This is a genomic window from Prevotella sp. P6B4 (genome assembly GCF_000619985.1).
Classification (GTDB): Bacteria; Bacteroidota; Bacteroidia; order Bacteroidales; family Bacteroidaceae; genus Prevotella.
The window spans coordinates 126811-144574 of sequence record NZ_JHVE01000009.1; the positions used below are offsets into that span (position 1 = coordinate 126811).

13 protein-coding genes and 1 rRNA gene are annotated in these 17764 nt (G+C 50.3%); 1 reads left to right on the forward strand and 13 read right to left on the reverse strand.

The window, feature by feature from the left end:
- Positions 1-7: 7 nt before the first annotated feature.
- The 13 genes from T491_RS0107745 to tsaB all read right to left on the reverse strand — a co-directional run bounded on the left by T491_RS0107745 (position 8) and on the right by tsaB (position 16978).
- On the reverse strand, positions 8-1990 hold the full coding sequence (locus T491_RS0107745; RefSeq protein ID WP_028903390.1) for a glycoside hydrolase family 97 protein: 1983 nt from the start codon (positions 1988-1990) through the stop codon (positions 8-10).
- A gap of 2 nt (positions 1991-1992) precedes the next feature.
- A complete protein-coding gene (locus tag T491_RS0107750) occupies positions 1993-3195 on the reverse strand; it encodes a hypothetical protein (protein ID WP_036915657.1) in 1203 nt (400 codons plus the stop codon).
- Position 3196: 1 nt separating this feature from the next.
- Complete coding sequence (locus tag T491_RS0107755; protein WP_028903392.1) at positions 3197-4729, reverse strand: RagB/SusD family nutrient uptake outer membrane protein; 1533 nt, start codon at positions 4727-4729, stop codon at positions 3197-3199.
- A gap of 29 nt (positions 4730-4758) precedes the next feature.
- Positions 4759-7674 (reverse strand): TonB-dependent receptor, encoded by a 2916-nt coding sequence (locus tag T491_RS0107760; RefSeq protein ID WP_028903393.1) that lies wholly within the window; start codon positions 7672-7674, stop codon positions 4759-4761.
- A gap of 20 nt (positions 7675-7694) precedes the next feature.
- On the reverse strand, positions 7695-8957 hold the full coding sequence (locus T491_RS0107765) for a hypothetical protein (protein WP_036915660.1): 1263 nt from the start codon (positions 8955-8957) through the stop codon (positions 7695-7697).
- A 14-nt stretch (positions 8958-8971) separates the two neighbouring features.
- Positions 8972-9466 (reverse strand): DUF5004 domain-containing protein, encoded by a 495-nt coding sequence (locus T491_RS0107770; protein WP_028903395.1) that lies wholly within the window; start codon positions 9464-9466, stop codon positions 8972-8974.
- Positions 9467-9656: 190 nt separating this feature from the next.
- Positions 9657-11246, reverse strand: a complete 1590-nt coding sequence (locus tag T491_RS0107775; protein ID WP_036915663.1) for a DUF6377 domain-containing protein — start codon at positions 11244-11246, stop codon at positions 9657-9659.
- Positions 11247-11256: 10 nt separating this feature from the next.
- Positions 11257-12687 (reverse strand): RIP metalloprotease RseP, encoded by a 1431-nt coding sequence (rseP, locus tag T491_RS0107780; RefSeq protein ID WP_028903397.1) that lies wholly within the window; start codon positions 12685-12687, stop codon positions 11257-11259.
- Positions 12688-12693: 6 nt separating this feature from the next.
- Complete coding sequence (locus T491_RS0107785; protein WP_028903398.1) at positions 12694-13851, reverse strand: 1-deoxy-D-xylulose-5-phosphate reductoisomerase; 1158 nt, start codon at positions 13849-13851, stop codon at positions 12694-12696.
- Positions 13848-14357 (reverse strand): ribosome maturation factor RimM, encoded by a 510-nt coding sequence (gene rimM / locus T491_RS0107790; protein ID WP_028903399.1) that lies wholly within the window; start codon positions 14355-14357, stop codon positions 13848-13850. The genes T491_RS0107785 and rimM overlap by 4 nt, the downstream gene beginning before the upstream one ends.
- The gene (murA, locus tag T491_RS0107795; protein ID WP_028903400.1) at positions 14354-15658 is read right to left on the reverse strand and encodes a UDP-N-acetylglucosamine 1-carboxyvinyltransferase; all 1305 of its coding nucleotides are present in this window, start codon (positions 15656-15658) and stop codon (positions 14354-14356) included. Before murA ends, rimM begins: the two co-directional genes overlap by 4 nt.
- A 5-nt stretch (positions 15659-15663) precedes the next feature.
- Positions 15664-16257 (reverse strand): DUF4290 domain-containing protein, encoded by a 594-nt coding sequence (locus T491_RS0107800; protein ID WP_028903401.1) that lies wholly within the window; start codon positions 16255-16257, stop codon positions 15664-15666.
- Between the two features lie 31 nt (positions 16258-16288).
- Positions 16289-16978, reverse strand: a complete 690-nt coding sequence (gene tsaB / locus T491_RS0107805; protein WP_028903402.1) for a tRNA (adenosine(37)-N6)-threonylcarbamoyltransferase complex dimerization subunit type 1 TsaB — start codon at positions 16976-16978, stop codon at positions 16289-16291.
- Between the two features lie 627 nt (positions 16979-17605).
- Here tsaB and T491_RS0107810 point away from each other — a divergent pair.
- A 16S ribosomal RNA gene (locus T491_RS0107810) occupies positions 17606-17764 on the forward strand; the annotation flags it as partial.

Consider the following 17764-nt stretch of genomic DNA (forward strand, 5'->3'; position numbering starts at 1 on the left):
TATCATACTAAAGGGGTGATAGTGTTATGGCAAAACCGCCGCTGGGGGCTAAGTTGATATGGAGCGAAGTAATGGAGCTGACGTCCTGTTGCAGAATGGTCATGGGATAGGGATTGGTGCGGTAGTCGGCACCAGGACCATCCTGATAGATGATAGCGCGATAGGTGGTGTTGGCATCGAGGAAATCCAGAGGGATGGTCAGGGTGCGTGCTTCGTTATCGGTGGCACCGCCTACAAACCAGCGCTCACTGTCACGGTCCTTACGTGCCATCACCAGATAACGCCCTATCTGAGCATCGATGACCTTCGATACGGCCCAGTTGGTGGGACACGACTCGATGAAGCTCAAGGCGGGCTGGTGCTCGTAGTTCTCTATCTCGTCGGCTGCCATCTGCCACGGGGTATATAGCAACACATAGAGCGACAGCTGCTTGGCCAGCGTGGATTGCGGGTGGGTGGCTGGCACAGCCTTGTTGGTGAAGTTGAAAATGCCAGGTGTGTAGTCCATCGGACCTGCCAAGCCACGTGTGAAGGGCAACAGCACTTCGTGGTAGGGCGGATTGCCACCATCCTGGCTCCAGGCATTGTACTCCTGACCGCGCATATCCTCGGTGGCCACCAGATTGGGATAGGTGCGGCGCAGACCGGTGGGCATGGCGCCCTCGTGGTTCACCACCATGAGATGGTACTTGGCTGCCGTCTCAATGACTTTACGGTAGTGACGGATGCCGTACTGCGAGTGCTGCGTCTCTTTGCCATCGAGCATCATGTTGACATAACCGGTCTTCACACTATTGATACCCAGGCGCTGGTAGAGGGCGAAAGCTGCGTCGAGTTGTTGCTCATAGTTGGTGGCCGAACCACCCGTCTCGTTGTGGGCGATGAGGCGCACGCCTTTCGAGGCAGCATAGCGACAGAGGCCCTCCAGATCGTAATCAGGATAGGGATTAGTGAACTTGAAGTGGTTGCCTATGCGCGTCCAGTCGCCATCCCAACCTTCGTTCCAGCCTTCTACCAGTACACCCTTGAAGCCATGCTGGGCTGCAAAGTCGATATAACGGCGTGTCATCTCCGTGGTGGCTCCGTGCTTGGGGCCTTGCGCCCATGTGTAGTCGTTCATGTGCATGCCCCACCAGATGCCGATATAACGGCCTGTTTCGAGCCACGAGGTGTCGATACGACAGGGCTCGTTCAGGTTTAGAATGAGGCGCGAGGCGATGAGGTCGCCAGGCTTTGCCCCCACGATAATGGTGCGCCAAGGCGACACAAAGGGGGCTTGGGCATAGACCTTGACGCCCGACTGCCAGGGGGTGAGTGCCGTGAGTAGCTTGGTGTCACGTGGTGTCAGGTTCAGACTGGCATAGTCGGTGAGGTTGGCCTCGTGGATGGCTAAGTAGAGGTCGGGCTTAGCCTCGATGGTGACTGGAGTCGAGACGGTATCCTTGCGGCTGACGGGCTCCTTGGTGTACAGCGCCTCGTAGTACACGGTGCCATTGGTGGGTTGCGACCACATTTGTGCATCCCAAGGCAGGTTGAACTCAGTGAGCTCGTCCATAATCTCAAACTGTTTGAGATGAGACTGTTGGGGGAACTCGTAGCGGAAGCCGATGCCATCGTCGAACACACGGAACACCACATTGAGCAGGCGTTTCAGTCCGTTCTTCTCCTGCAGGCGCATACGCAGTTCGTTGTAGTGGTTGCGCACAAAGCGCTCCTCGCCCCATGGCTGCTCCCATGTCTCGTCCTTCGTGTCTCGTTGGAAACCAACGATACGGAAGTTGTTGCTGAACAGCCCTTGACTTAGTTGGAAACCAAGGTTAGAGGTATTGATGACCGGCTCGCTGCCACGCGACAGTTGGTAAAAGGCTTGTCCCTGCCTTACGCCTGCTGAAAGCGTGAGCCTGCCATCAGGCGAACTGACTGTTTCGACCGATTTGGCCGCAGCTGACAACGAGAGGATGGTGATGAGTAATAAGATGGTTTTCTTCATAATCATTCGAGTGTTTTGATGATCTCCTCAGCTTTCGCAGGTTGCATGGCTGCCAAGAATGCGTAGGCCTTGGCTACCTGAGCATCGTTCGGCTTCGACTTGCGGACTTGATACCATCGCTGGATGAGCGCCAGATGGGCTTCCGTACAGTCGACGCCTGAGAACGTTTGAAGCAGGGTGAGGTATTGATATTTGTATTGTGTGGTTGGTTCGATGGTGGTACCCTCGCCATAGTCGTTCCAGGTGCTCACCTGCAACCAGTTGAGACCTGCACTCTTTGCTGCCTCTAACTGACGTTTGAACAGGGCACCGTTCTCCCTGTCGTAGGTGGTATAGCCGTTGCCCTGGCCGAACTGCTTATAGACATCCCAGAACCCGGGCATGGCACCACCGATGGCCCACCCCTGAAACTTACTGTAGTCGGGTGTGGGATTGACCCACAGGAACTCACCTGCAGGGTTGCCGTAATTGCTGGTGTGACCGTTGAGTACCACTACTTCAGCATCGCCCAGTGGATTGGTGATATACTCCCAGTTGGCAGCACCTGTCATGCGGGCAGGACCGAACATCAGCAGCACGGGCTTGTTGTTGTGCTTGGCATAACTATCCTTATTCATATAGTTACTCTTGATAAACCGCATGTCGGTTCGGCCTTGGTCCTTGGCATCGTCGGCCTGAGGGAATACACCTGTGGCAAGGGCTGTCTGCTCGTCGTAGCAGAGGGCGAACTCCATGCCGGCCTTGGTGATGGCGCTGACCATCTTCTTGGTGTTGGCGGCAATGGTGCCGAAATCGTTCTTGCCCGATTCGCCCATATAGTCGATGATGACACCATCCAGTCCGGCGTATTTCATTAGCAGGCACTGGTAGTCGAGTATGGCCTCATCATCGGAGGCGTAGGCACCTGTCAGCGGCTCGTAATGACTCGCCAGATTGCTCTTGTCGCTCTTCAAGGCGTTGGCACTCATTGTCCAGTGGTTCCATACACCAGCGGCTGTAGGCTTTACAAACCAAGGCATGTAGTGGGCATAGAGCTTCATGGAGACGGACTTTGCTGGCTGGACAGGAGCGCCAGGTTCCTCATCCACGATGACTGGCGGCGTGGGCGGTGTAACGGGCTCGTCGCTGCTACCACTGCCCCCACATGCCGCCCAGAGGCTGCATGCGGAGAGTAGTATGGTATATAAAAACATGTTCTTTCTCATATTAATAACCGGGGTTCTGAACCAGATTGGGGTTCTTTTCCATTTCTACACGGGGGATGGGGAAGAGGCCTGTGTGATGGTCGGCAGGGTCTTCCTCCTTGTTCCACCACGACTTGAAGAAGGTGCCGAAGCGGATGTTCACGTTGCGGCGCAGACCCTCGAAAACGAACTCATGCTTCCACTCGTTGTCGATGGCATCAAGTGTCAGACTGGTGAGTCCCTCGACGTTGGCACGGGCGCGCACTCTGTTGATGTAGCTCAGAGCGGTCTGTGTGTCGCCCAGACGGAAGTAGCACTCAGCCTGCATCATCAGGATCTCGGCATAGCGCATCAGCACCCAGTCGTTATCGCGCTCCCACTGGTCGTTCACGCTCCACTCATATTTGTCGAGACGTACGCCTTCGTTCTGCTTGGCATTGGTGAAGTTCTCGATATCCTCGGTATAGTTCAGGGGTTCGCCATTCTCCATCAGCACATTGCTGCCATCCTTGGCGCTCTTCTGCTGACCGATCATCAAGCAGTTGCGACGCACATCACCCTCCTCGAACGATGAGTAGAGACCAGGCTGACCACAGATACCATTGCCGCTCCACTGCCAGTTGCCATCAGGCGAGAAAGCATACTTCTGGTTGTAGTGGTACGACATAGAGGCCAGATAGTTGCCTACAGTGCCTTGTGCGTGGTCGTACTGGATGGCAAAGATAATTTCCTTCGACTTCTCGTTCTCGATATAGAAGTTGGCCTTGTAGGTACCTTCGAGGGTATAGCCCTGCACCTTCTCGCAGGCGTTCAGACAGTCCTGCCAACGGGCCTGGCCTGTATAGACCTCGGCATTGAGATACAGACGGGCCAGTAGTGTGTTGGCAACATTCTGGGTGAAACGGCCGTAGATGATGTCTGTCGGCAACGAGGGCAGCACCTCCTTCAACTCGCTTTCAACAAAGTTGAATACCTCCTGGCGTGAGGCGTTCCTGGGCAGTTCGCTGGTGTTGAAGTCCTTCATGATGGGCACATTGCCGAAGTTGTCGAGCAGATTATAATAATAGTAGGCGCGCAGACCTCTGAGTTCGGCCTCGGCCGATTTCTTGGCGGCTGCAGGAATCTCAGTCTGATCGACCTGACTCAATACGGCGTTGATCTTAGAGATGCCTACGAAGTTGTAGCGCCAGATAGAGGTGACACCATCATTATCGGGTGTCCAGGTGTGGAACTGCAGTTCCTGGTAGCGGCCACCGTCGTACCAGTCGGAACCACGGGTGGGGATACATGCCTCGTCGCTGGCGCACTCGGCAGTGAAGAATACGTATTCGCAGGTAGGGTAGCAGTTGATGCCATTGCCCTCGTCGGTACCAGAGCCATAGCCGCGCAGGGTGGCATAGGCACTGTTGACAAACGACTCGGCCAGAATAGAACTCTTATCACCCTTGAAATCATCAATCGTCAGTTTGTCGTACAGATGCTCATCAAGGTTTGTACATGCGCTCAGTGCAAAAGCCGAAGCACAAAGTGCAGAAATAATATATCTTGCTTTCATAATTGTTTTGAATCTTTATTTGTTTCATGTTAGAAGCTTACGTTCACACCAACAGAGACGGTACGTGGACGAGGATAAGAATTAAACTTGTCGATACCTGGGTCGTTGAGTACATTGTCTGGAATCTGTACTTCAGGGTCAAGCCCCTTGTAGCCTGTCAGGCAGAACAGATTCTCGCCAGTGACATAGAAGCGCAGACGGCTGAGTCCTAATGCCTTAGGATTGGGCAGTGTGTAGCCGAGGGTGATGCTCTGCAAGCGGAAGAAAGAACCGTTCTCGATAAAGTAGTCGGAGTACTTGGGTGCCTCTGTAATACCACTGGTCATGCAGTCGTCGAGCACGTTCTGTGAGGGGAAACGGTTGGGATCGAACAGTACCATGCGGGTGGCATTGAGAATCTTCTGACCGAACATGCCATAGCCGGCAACTGACAGGTCGAGATCGCGATAGGTCACATTGATGGCCAAGCCGACATTCCACTTGGGCTGAGCCGATCCCAGATATTCATTGATAGGATTGCCATCGGCATCTGTGTTCAGGATATAGTGACCATCGTCATCGATGCCTAAGCACTTGGGGCCCCAGAAAGCGCCTGCAGGGTAGCCTTCACGAATGGTCTGGGCATACATGTTCGACATGCCGCTCAAGCCATGGAGTGAACCGGCCTGCAGTCCTACTGCCTCGTACTGGTCGTTAGAGAGCTTGGTGATCTCCTGCTTGTTGTATGATGCTGATGCGTTGACATCGACCGTCCAGTCCTTAGTGCGGATGACATTATAGCCAAGGGTCAGCTCGAAACCTTTGTTCTCCATGTCGCCAACGTTGGCAAGCATAGTGCCGTAAGGGTATGGTGGCTGGGGAACAGGGTAGGTCCACAGCAGGTCGCTGGTCTTCTTGTAATACAGCTCCAGACTACCATGCAGTTTGTTGAACATGGCGAAGTCGATACCGATATTCCACTGGGCAGTCTCCTCCCACTTCAAGTCGGGGTTGGGGTTCTGGTTCTGGGCGTAGGTGTTTTTCCACAAGCCTGTAGCCGCATTCTTGGTGATACCGGCAATGCCGATAGTGGCCAGCGACTTATACTCGCCGATGCCATCCTGGTTACCAGTGATACCAAAGCCTGCACGTAGTTTCAGATTGTCGAGCCATGACTTGGTACTCTCCATGAAGTGCTCGTTGCTGATGCGCCATGCTAATGAAACAGATGGGAAGGTGCCCCACTTGTGGTTGTCGCCGAATCGTGAGCTACCGTCACGGCGCAGAGTGGCTGTCAGCATGTATCTGTTGTCGAGGGTATAGTTCACGCGTCCGAAGAATGAGATCAGAGTTGCCTCGCCTTTATAGCTGTAAACATCGCCCTGCTTGTAATCAGTACCTGCAGCCAGATTGTTATACAGGAAGGCATCGGTATCGAATCCGGAACGAGTAGAACCGAATCCTTCGTAGATGTTATTCAGATAGGAATAACCTGCCATCAGGTTGAGATGGTGGATGTCAGCAAACAACTTGTCGTAGGTGAGATAGGTTTCCAACTGCTTGTTGGTATAGTCGGCATAGGTGCGCTGTCCCCAGCCGCTCATGCTCTGACCTTCCAGGCGGGCATAGGTGGGCTTGTAGATACCTCCCTTGGTTGAGTTCTGCTCGTACGAACCATTAATGGTGTACTTCAAGCCATCGATGATGTCGAGCTCAGCTTTGAGATAGGCGAGGAAACGATGACGCTTCTGGTCGTCATTACGATTGCTGTTCAGTTCTACAGGATTCTCGGTGTTCAGACCAGCCAACTGTGCAAACGAACCGTCAGGATTATTGACAGGGAAGGTGGGGTTGACATTGGTCATACGCTCAAAGATACGTGTGTCGATGGGGTGCCAGCTGTCGAAGTTGGCATTGATGCCCTCGTCCAGGCGCAGACGTCCCTGCCAGCCAATCTGATAGGCTGTCAGCGAGCCTGCCAGGCGGTTCATGTTACTGCGCTCGATGACGCCTTGGTTGTTGTTGTAAGTGACAGATGCGCGATAGCCGCTCTGCTTCTTTGAGTTGCTGAAAGAGAGGTTATGCGAATGAGAGATAGCCGTACGGAGCAGCTCGTCCTGATAATCCACGTCGGCACCAAAATCGTTGGCATTGAGTACGTTGTTGTTACGGACATAACTACGCCATTGATTGGCTGAGAGCAGATCGAGCTTGGAAGCGGCCTGAGCAAAAGCTACATAGCCGTTGTACTGGATAGAGCTCTGTTCAACATCGCCGCCTTGACGGTTGGTGGTAACGATAATGACACCATTGGCACCACGGCTACCGTAGATGGCAGCGGCTGAGGCGTCCTTCAGGATATCCATCGATACAATCTCTGTAGGCTGGACAGAGTTGATGTCAGCACCGGCGATACCATCGATGACAACCAGTGGACCGTTGGAGGCAGAGAGCGAGGTGCCGCCACGCAGACGGATGCTGGCACCAGCCTCAGGTGCACCTGACGACTGTACGATGCTCAGACCTGCCACCTTTCCTTGCAGCAGCTGCTCTGTTGAGGTGATGACGCCTTGCTTCATGTCCTTGGCGCTGACAGATGCGATTGATCCTGTCAGGTCGCTTTTGCGCATGGTACCATAACCGATACCAACGACGATGGTCTCATCAAGCACTTTGGCATCCTCCTGCAGAACGATCTGCATGTTAGATGCTGCCTTGACTTGCTGACTGAGATAGCCCACATACGAGATTTCGAGAGTGCTGCTCTTAGCGCAGTTGATGGAGAACTGACCTTCTGCATTGGTGATGACACCAGCTGCTGACTGCCCGACCACTCTGATGGTGGCACCAATGAGGGGCTCTTGATTGTTGTCAACGACTTTTCCGTTAGCCGTTATATTCTGTGCTTGTGCACTGTGGCAGACCATCAATAAGGCTGTCACTATCATAAACAGATATCGTTTCATATGATTCTCTTTTTTTGCGATTAATCCTCTGTGGGAACTTGTATGGTTCTCTTTTCTACAGGTGTTCCGTCTTCTTTTTGTATCTCAATTTCGATTTCTGAAGCGGTTGTGCCACTCAGCTCATCAGTCAGGTTCAGGGTTACTGTTCGTTTGTCGCGAACACCTGGAATCTCACCAGTCAGTGTTTTGCTGCCTGCCTTGACGATATATTTCAATTCGCCAGCATTACGCTCATTATACTGGCGTGTCAGCGTGATGATGTCTTTCGGCGTGAATTTGGTGGGGAAGATTCCGAAAACAGGATCGGGATAGGGAACAGCAGCACCTGCCTTCTGGCTCTTGTCGCCGCTATTGGGTCCCCAGTCAGGATTTCCTTCACCATTGGGCTGAACCTTGACTACGAGGTAGCAGATATTCTCCAGCTCATAAGCAGAACGGGTGTCGGCATCGGCCAGAATGGTGGAGATAATCTCATCGCCATCACCAGGGTTGGTGGCAAAATAATCGCCAGGTACACCGATATTCCATACCCAATAACCATTGGTCAACTGCTTCACTTTTACCTTCTCCAGGCACTTGGGGCGCCAGGTGTTCAGCTGTTGCTGAACTTCCCAGTCGTTAAGGCCTGCATGAGTTCCGAACTGGATGAAATCGGCATCCTGGGCCACCTCGTTCATGGTACGTCCGCCGATGGTAAACAGGTCGCCATTGAATACTACCGTCAATGGATCATTCAAGGTGAAGAGTTCTTTGAAACCCTGCGCCTTGATGCCGCTATAGAATTTGACGTCTTGGCCTGATTCCGCAAAGTCGGTCCACTCTGAACGAGAGTCAGGGGCCTGGAAAACATCGCTTTCTTCGCTTCCGTCCTTTGTTTTCAGTCGGCACCAGAAACCTGGCCAGTCGGCAGTTTGGCAATAGTCGTACACCTCCTGTTCACTCATGCTTGATGCGCCGCTTGAGAAGTATTTTGTGGGTACCATTGTCATCGTATAGATATTGTCACCCTGATAGGTCAGTTTGGCAAAGTCGGATGAGTTCTCCCAGTTACCGGCATCGGGCTCTGAGGGGTTCCAACACCAGAGATAAAGGTCGATTCCTTCTCTGAAACCGGCATCGTTCATGTCGAAATAGAAGGTTACTTCTTCGTCGACCGAGAAGACTGCTGGTACAGTCCACATTCTCTGAGGACCACCGTGGTCTATTGTCTGTGCAGCTCCTGCCATTGATACAAGCAGAAAGGCTGTCAATAGTATGATGTTTTTGATGCAATTCTTTTTCATAATGGCTTTTTATTTTATTCTACGGGTGATAATGAGTATTTATAAGATAGGAATGCTTTGCCTTCTGAGGTGCGTGAAAGCTGGAAGCCCAGTTCAGGTGTAGCACCAGGTGTGCTGGTAACCGTCAACTTCACATCCCCTTCACTGCCTTTCAGTAATAACTGGGTTGCCTCGCCTGTTGATTTTACATAATTGTTGTCTAACTCCCATGTACCTGTGGTGGGAATCAGTTTGGGCGCATTTCCTGATATAGAAAACTGTCCGCCCTCTGATAGGTTGATACAGAAGGTGTCGAAACCAAGCAGATTTGTCAGCGTCATCTCGTTGCCGCTTGTCTCATCTACTTGCGTGATGGAGTTGAGCATCCAGTTTCCACCAATCTTCTCCGTGAGCTTGATGGGGTCTACAAAGGAGCCGTCTTCCGTGGTGCTGCATGACGACAACACCAGCATCGGTAGCGTTGCTACTGTTAAGGCGAAAGCCCTGATTAATCTTTTTTCTGTTCTCATTTCTTTTAAGTTTTTAGAGTGAATGAACTTAGTTAAAAATTGTCGGTGCAAAATTACGACAAATGAGAACTGAAGGGATTAAATATTATGGATTGTATTAAGAAAATTAGGGGTACTAAAAGTTTAAGTAACTGAAAATGAGTTACTTAATATTTTTGCAATCTGAGAATTGTATTAAAGGAATATGGGGTTAAATGGCCATGATTCGTTGCTCAAACTCCTCATTATCCACGATGGATTTGTTTTTAACGCGGGTTTTATAGGTGTTGATGGTATGAACGGAGTAGTCAAGGAAACTGGCAATGCTATCACTGTCGGTGATACCCAGTCGCATTAGTGCAAAGATGCGCATCTCGGTAGTAAGTGATTTGTCGTTGTCGGGCATCTTCTGGTCTTTCTCATCGAAGAGTTTGTTATATTCAGTTACAAAATGAGGGAACAGTTTAAGGAAGGTCTCATCGAAACCATTGAACATGTTCTTGCGATCAGCCATCAACTCTGATTCCTTCAGCGATGTCTGTAGGTTTTCATATTGGCGGGTGACAATCTTACGGTCTAAGGTCTTATATAGTTTCTCCACCTTATTAATATATTGGGCATTGATATAGAAGGTTTTGCCAATATATTCGTTCTTGATGGCATTAGCTTCTGAGAGCTGGGCATTGGTCTGTTGGAGTGCCGTATTCCTTTCAACGATAGTCTTACGGGCTTCTTTTAGTTTCTTGATCTGTTTCCAGATGATGTAGGTGGCAATAAGCAAACATACAACAGCCAGCAGCGCTACGATGAGTGCTGTTGTGATGGCATTTCGCTCATTTTTGATGATGTTGTATCTGTCTTGCTCAATAATCGGTAGGATATTACCTATCTGGATCTTTCTCTGGCGGGCATCGTAGAAGTTGGCATCGTTCATCGACTCCTGAACGAAACGGGTGGCGCGTTCAATATCTCCGTCTTCGTAAAGCATCTCGGCCAATACGCAAAGAGCTGTGGTCTCTTTGGTGGCAGTCTCGTTATCGTAGATAGCGGCTTGCGCCAGATAGTCTTTAGCTGCTTCGCGTTCTTTCTGTGAGATACTGATCCACCCCAGACAGGATGTCACAATGGCTTTGATATGGGGATCGAGGAGGGAATCTTTCTGTAGTGTCTTAAAGGTCCCGATACTTTGCTCATAGTGGTACTCCTTCATCTGTCTCATGGCTACGGCATAAAGCCAGTCGGACGATTGAGGTGTGAGATATCTCAGCAATGAGTCGGTGTATATGCCTCCTTGCGTTACATATTTTTTCTGATAGGGCATGGAGTGGTTATAGTCGGCCATATCATAGTTCAGGCGACTTGCCATCCAGAAAAACTTCTTGCGATAGTCGGTCGAAGCCCCCTTGATATCAATACTCTCGAGTGTTTCGAAAGCTTCCTTATATAAGCCTGCCGATGAGAGACAGAATACGACGGCACATTTTGCCTCAATGATATAATCCTTTTTCTTGAGGCCAATAGCAGTCTCTAAGCTTTTTTGTGCATAGATGTGTGCCGAATCGTATTTATACGACTTGTACTCATCATATAACTGATGATAGATATGATAAAGTGAGAGCGTATTGTTGGCATCCTCTAATTGTTGTCGGATGCCATCAATACGCGTCTCCTTGGCTTTGACATAGTCGTCTTTATGCTCAAGACTGTTCTCTAACTTCTGGATGATGTCAGAATGGTTTGTTGCCGACCAACTCATGGGGCAACTGGCCATCAAGAGGATAGAAAACAGTACCTGACGCATTGCTATTTAATTACATATAACCTAACCAGCGTAGAATATCGTTGAGGTTGGCAAAGACCATCAATAGGATGAGTAGTCCGAAGCCAACATATTCAGCGCGAACCATGAATGTCTCAGAGGGCTTGCGACGGGTAATCATCTCATAGATGAGGAACAATACATGTCCTCCGTCCAAGGCGGGGATGGGCAGAATGTTCATGAAGGCCAGGATGATGGAGAGGAAAGCGGTCATCTTCCAGAACAGATACCAATCCCATACCGGTGGGAACAGACTTCCAATGGCGCCGAAACCACCTATCGACTTGGCTCCGTCGGCTGTGAACACATATTTCATGTCGCCAACATAGCCCTTCAGTACGTTCAAACCGTAGGCAATGCCTGCGGGGAAGCTCTCAAAGAATCCGTATTCTTTTGTGACGGGCTTGTAGATGCCTGCAATGGTCTGCACAAAGAATCCGAGCTTGAGGTCGGGTGTCAGCGTGATGGTAGCGGTGTCGCGAATCATGGCTGTCTTGGCGGTCTGATTATCGATGCTGTCCATCAGGAGACCTTCACGCTCGAAAACGATGGTGGCAGTACGGATCTTCATACTGTCGGCCTGTGTCTTGGCGGCGGTCATCATATCTTCGAGCACACCGAGCTGGTCGGTAAACTCATTGTAGCTATCAACGGGTTTGCCGTTAATCGCAACAAGTTTGTCGCCTTTCTGCAGGCCCATCTTTGCGGCAGGTGAATCGTTCATCACGCTGTCAACTACTGCAGGAATCAACGGACGTACAAATGATGGCTCTGCCTTCAGCATACCTAACAGGTTGATGTCGCCTGGCAGGCTGATGCTCATAGCCTTGCCATTGCGGATGATGTCGGCACGAGTGGCTTCGCTCAGGTCGCGGTACATGTCGGCAGAGAAGTCCTTGAACTCGCCTTTCTCAGTACCTACCAAGATATCGCCATCCAGGAATCCGTACTGCTTGGCCTCGGTGTTGAACTTCATACCAAGTGTCATGTTCTTGGTGGGGATATAGGTGTCACCCCAGTAGAACAGGATCATGGAGTAGATGAACAGGGCCAGCAGGAAGTTGACCAATACGCCGCCAATCATCACCAACAGGCGCTGCCAAGCGGGTTTCGAACGGAATTCCCAAGGCTGCTCGGGCTGTTTCATCTGTTTGGTATCAAAACTCTCGTCGATCATTCCGGCAATCTTACAGTATCCGCCTAATGGTAACCAGCCCACACCATACTGGGTATCGCTGTTCTTTGGCTTGAACTTAAACAGACTGCCGTCCCATTTCCAGATGCTGGGATCGAAGAATAGATAAAACTTCTCTACGCGGATGCCAAAGAGCTTGGCAAAGAAGAAGTGGCCACCCTCATGGAGCAGCACCAGCAGGCCAATGGCCAGCATGAATTGCAAAAGTCTAATTAAAAAAATATCCATTGTTGATTACTTGTTCATTAATTCTGTAGCGATGCGACGAGCCTCGGCATCGGTAGCGATGTAGGTCTCGTAGCTGGGGTTCTTGTCGAAGGTGGCACGCTGCATGGTCTCGGCAATGATGTCGCCCATCTGCAGGAAACCGCACTTGTCCTCTAAGAATCCGCGGTTCACAATCTCATTGGCTGCATTCACGATACATGGCATGTTACCTCCCTTGTCGATCGCCTCGAAAGCGAGTGCCAGGCAACGGAACTTCTCCAAGTCGGGCTCGAAGAACTCCAGGTGCTGAGCCTTAAACAGGTCGAGACGCTCACCACTCAGGTGCAAACGCTGTGGAAACGAGAAGGCATACTGGATGGGCAGACGCATATCGGGCACACCTAACTGAGCTTTTACGCTACCATCCTGGAACTGAACGGCCGAGTGGACGATACTCTGCGGGTGAACCAATACCTGAATCTGTTTGGCATCCACACCAAAGAGCCACTTAGCCTCGATAACCTCGAAACCTTTGTTCATCATCGATGCAGAATCGATGGTGATTTTGGCTCCCATGTCCCATGTGGGATGGCGCAGGGCGTCGGCCTTGGTCACGTGGGCTATCTCTTCCATCGACTTCAAGCGGAATGGACCGCCTGACGCTGTCAGCAGAATCTTTTCTATCGGATTCTGATCCTCACCAACCAGACTCTGGAAGATGGCAGAGTGCTCGCTGTCGACAGGCAGGATGGGGGTGTGGTACTGCTGAGCCAACTGCAGAATCAGTTCGCCTGCCACCACTAATGTCTCCTTGTTGGCCAGGCAGATAGTCTTGCCGGCTTTGATAGCGTGAATGGTGGGGTTCAGGCCGGCGAAACCTACCATTGCGGTGAGTACCATATGGATGGGGCCGGCTTCTACAATCTCGTTCAGAGCTTGAGCTCCGGCATAAACCTTCACATCGGGCATGTCGCTCATCAGCGACTTCAGCTCATCGTAACGTGCCTCATTGGCTATGACGATGGCTGCGGGCTTGAACTTGTGAGCCTGCTCGGCCAACAGTTCTACCTTATTGTTAGCAGTCAGGCAGTACACCTCATACAGGTCTGCATGTTCTTCGATGACCTCGAGTGCCTGCGTTCCTATCGACCCCGTAGAGCCGAGAATGGCTATTTGTCTCTTCATAACTCTAAAATGCCTTCCGGCAGTTTTACTTTTATTTGTTGTTTCTTTGTATCTACATCCGTAATCAGTTCTTCCGATGCGGGAATCAGTTTTCCGTCTTCCAACTCGAAGAGGATGTTCATGGTCGTGTCGTCAATCGAGGCTATGCGACCAGCAACCTTGTTGGTGTTGGCATCAACCAACTCAAATCCCACGATGGCAGCCCATGACAGTTGCTCCTCATCGTCCTCTGCCATTTCGCGGGGAAAAAAGACCTCACAGCCCGTCAACTCTCTGGCTCGTTCCTGTGTGTCAATGCCTTCGAACTTCATCAGCGCATTGTCATCGGTCTTGAAACGGTACTCTTCTATAAAGAAAGGTACAAGGATGCCATCCATGTCGAGAATCAGATAGTCGGCGTCAGTACGATCGAACACGTCATCGTCGAAGAGAAAGCTGATCTCTCCTTTCACGCCGTGTGCCTTGCCTAACTTACCTATCTTATATACTTCTTCCTGACGTATCATGCTCTTGTGATTTTTGCGCCGAGGGCATTCAGACGGGCTTCGATGTTCTCGTAGCCACGGTCTATCTGTTCAATATTGTCGATGCGGCTGGTGCCATTGGCACTCATAGCGGCAATCAGCAGGGCGATACCAGCACGGATGTCGGGACTCGACATGCGTCCGCCACGTAGGGTAATCTTGCGGTCGTGACCAACGACTACCGCACGGTGAGGATCGCAGAGGATGATTTGTGCTCCCATGTCGATCAGCTTGTCGACAAAGAACAGGCGACTTTCGAACATCTTCTGGTGGAACAGTACCGAACCACGTGCCTGCGTAGCTACTACGATGAGTACTGATAGCAGGTCGGGAGTCAGTCCTGGCCAGGGGGCATCGGCCAGTGTCATGATGGTACCATCCATAAACGATTGTATCTCATAGTGCTTCTGACGGGGCACCCAAAGGTCGTCGCCTTCAACTTTGAGCTTGACGCCCAAACGACGGAAGGCATCGGGAATGATGCCGAGGTTCTTTACGCTGACATTCTTGATGCGGATGCCATCGCCACACATTGCTGCCATACCGATGAATGATCCTACCTCAATCATGTCGGGCAGAATCAGATGATCGGTGCCATGCAGACGGTCCACGCCTTCAATCGTCAGTAGGTTCGAAGCAATGCCACTGATGTGGGCACCCATGCTGTTCAGCATCTTGCAGAGCTGCTGCAGGTAGGGTTCGCAGGCGGCGTTATAGATGGTGGTGGTGCCTTTGGCAAATACGGCAGCCATAATGATATTGGCCGTACCAGTCACTGAGGCCTCGTCGAGTAGCATGTATGTGCCTTTCAGCTTCTTGGCCGAAATCTCGTACACGTCGCGACCTTCTATGCGGTTGAAGGAAGCTCCAAGTTTCTCGAATCCTAAGAAGTGGGTGTCCAGACGACGGCGCCCGATCTTGTCACCACCAGGTTTGGTGATGATGGCTTTGCCCATGCGGGCCAACAGTGGACCAATCATCATGACGCTCCCTCTCAGAGCAGCACATTTCTGTACAAACTCATCGCTCTCCAGATAATCAAGGTTCAGCTCGTCGGCGTGGAATGCGTAGGTATTTTCCTCTTTCTTTGAAACCTTTACACCAATATCACGCAGCAGCTGGATGAGGTTGTTTACATCGCGAATGTTCGGGATGTTACGGATAATCACCTCTTCCTCTGTCAACAAAGAGGCGCAGATAACCTGCAAGGCTTCGTTCTTGGCACCCTGCGGCGTGATGGTTCCTTTCAGAAGATGGCCGCCTTCGATGATAAATGATGCCATATCGGTTATTTCTTTTTCTTATTTTTCTTGTCTTCAGGTGCTGTTACCTTTTCGAATCTAAAGGCGCCCAGGTCTATCTGGACGGCACCGTCGGTATAACGTGCCAGATCATCGGCCACACGCTCATCATCCATAGAGCCGTGACCCCATAGTGCCAAATCGCGTTTCATCTGATTAGCGGTGTATCTTATCAGGGCATTACGCTCCTCGCTATCAGGCATCGTCTTTAACTTCAGAAAGAGCTCCTCGACCAGTCGGCCATAGTGGCGCAGTCTCACGCCATCCTGAGGCAGTTTCATGGGCTGGGGCTTCGATAGAATTTTATCGGCCTCGCTGATATCGAAAGGCCAGTCAATCTCGAGCTCTCTGTGACTCATCAGATACAGATGATTCCAGAGTGTCTGCTCAAAGTCTTCGTTTTCCTTCAGTTGTGGGTTTTTAGTCTCCATCAGTTTGATGATGGTATATGCACATTGCAGGCGTTCTTCTTTTGTCGGCAATTCGCAGGCAATCTCAACCATCTTCTGAATCTCGCGCCCGTATTCCGACATCACCAGCTTCTCTCGCTGTGTGTTGTAATCTAATCCTTTTATATCCATAAACTCTTCATTATTCACTATTCGTTATTCATTATAGTAGCTTCTTTGGAAGCTTCGCCACAAAGTCCTTCAGATAATACGGCACAAAATAGGCCACATCTTCAGTCTGATTGTTCAGCAGTCGTTTCTCTGCCAGTGGCTGCATCCACTTGGCCAGTGGCTCGATGCCCTCAATCAGATGGGCATTCGGGTGATTGATGGTCTCCATGCATTTCTTGGCGCCATTGCCGAAGAAGTACACAGGGTGTTCATCCAGGTATTCTTTGTAGGTCTCTGCGGTCACTACATCGGCACCAATCTCACGAATGGGTTTTAGTGCTCTGTCATAGATGCCGGCATATACTTCCATGCGACGAGCATCAAGCATCGGACAGAGTAGGGCATCCTCTTCGGGAATCTCTCTTAATAGCACAGGTACACAGAGCAATTCCAACGTAGGGACGGCAATCAGTTTCAGATTCCTGCCGTAGCATACTCCCTTTGCCATTGACACGCCGATGCGCAGTCCTGTGTAGGAGCCCGGACCACAGCTTACAGCCACGGCATCAAAGGGAATGGCGTGATTATCGGTAAACGAGAGTGCCTCGTCAACCATAGAACCTAAACTTTCTGCATGATTCGGACCGCTGTGATCTTCTTGCTGAAAGATGACGTGTGAGTCCTCCGAAACAGCAACGGAGCATACGTCCGTACTGGTTTCAATATGTAATATCGTCGACATACTTTTTAATTGTTTCCTATATAAGTAAGGTGCAAAGGTAATCATTTTTTTGTCAACTACCATCGTTTTATCAGAAATTAACGTAGTATATAGCCTGTGTTTCAGTTCTTGTGGAATCGGGTGCGAAAATCACGTGAGTTAACTCGATTGATGATTTGAGCCGGCTCGATTGATGATTTGAATTAACTCACGGTTTTTGCCTGGTTCTGATTCTCTCTATATAATATATAATAATGTGACAATATTTTTCAGATTGATATTTGTCAAGAGTAGCCAAAAAAATGCATGGAAAATGAAAATTTCTCTCGAAAAGTTTTGGTAGTTCCAAAAAAAGCCGTACCTTTGCACCCGCAAATCAGGAACACCACCTGACAAGCACACTAAGAAAGAGTTCTTTGAAAGATTTACATAGACAGAAGTAGTACAAGAAGCGAGAGCAGAAATACTCTTGGGTAACAAGAAACAAACCGTTTCAATTTCTTTTAATAGGAATAGAAATCTTGGATAGTCGTTCTGAAACAGATAATGATTAAATTTACAAGGCTTCTAGGAGCGAGAGAAATGAAAGTTCACTTTCAATTTCCGAGCGACGACGAAGACTCGTAGAAAATATCAAAGATATTTTATACAATGAAGAGTTTGATCCTGGCTCAGGATGAACGCTAGCTACAGGCTTAACACATGCAAGTCGAGGGGCAGCATGATCGAAGCTTGCTTTGATTGATGGCGACCGGCGCACGGGTGAGTAACGCGTATCCAACCTTCCCTATAGTAGAGAATAGCCCG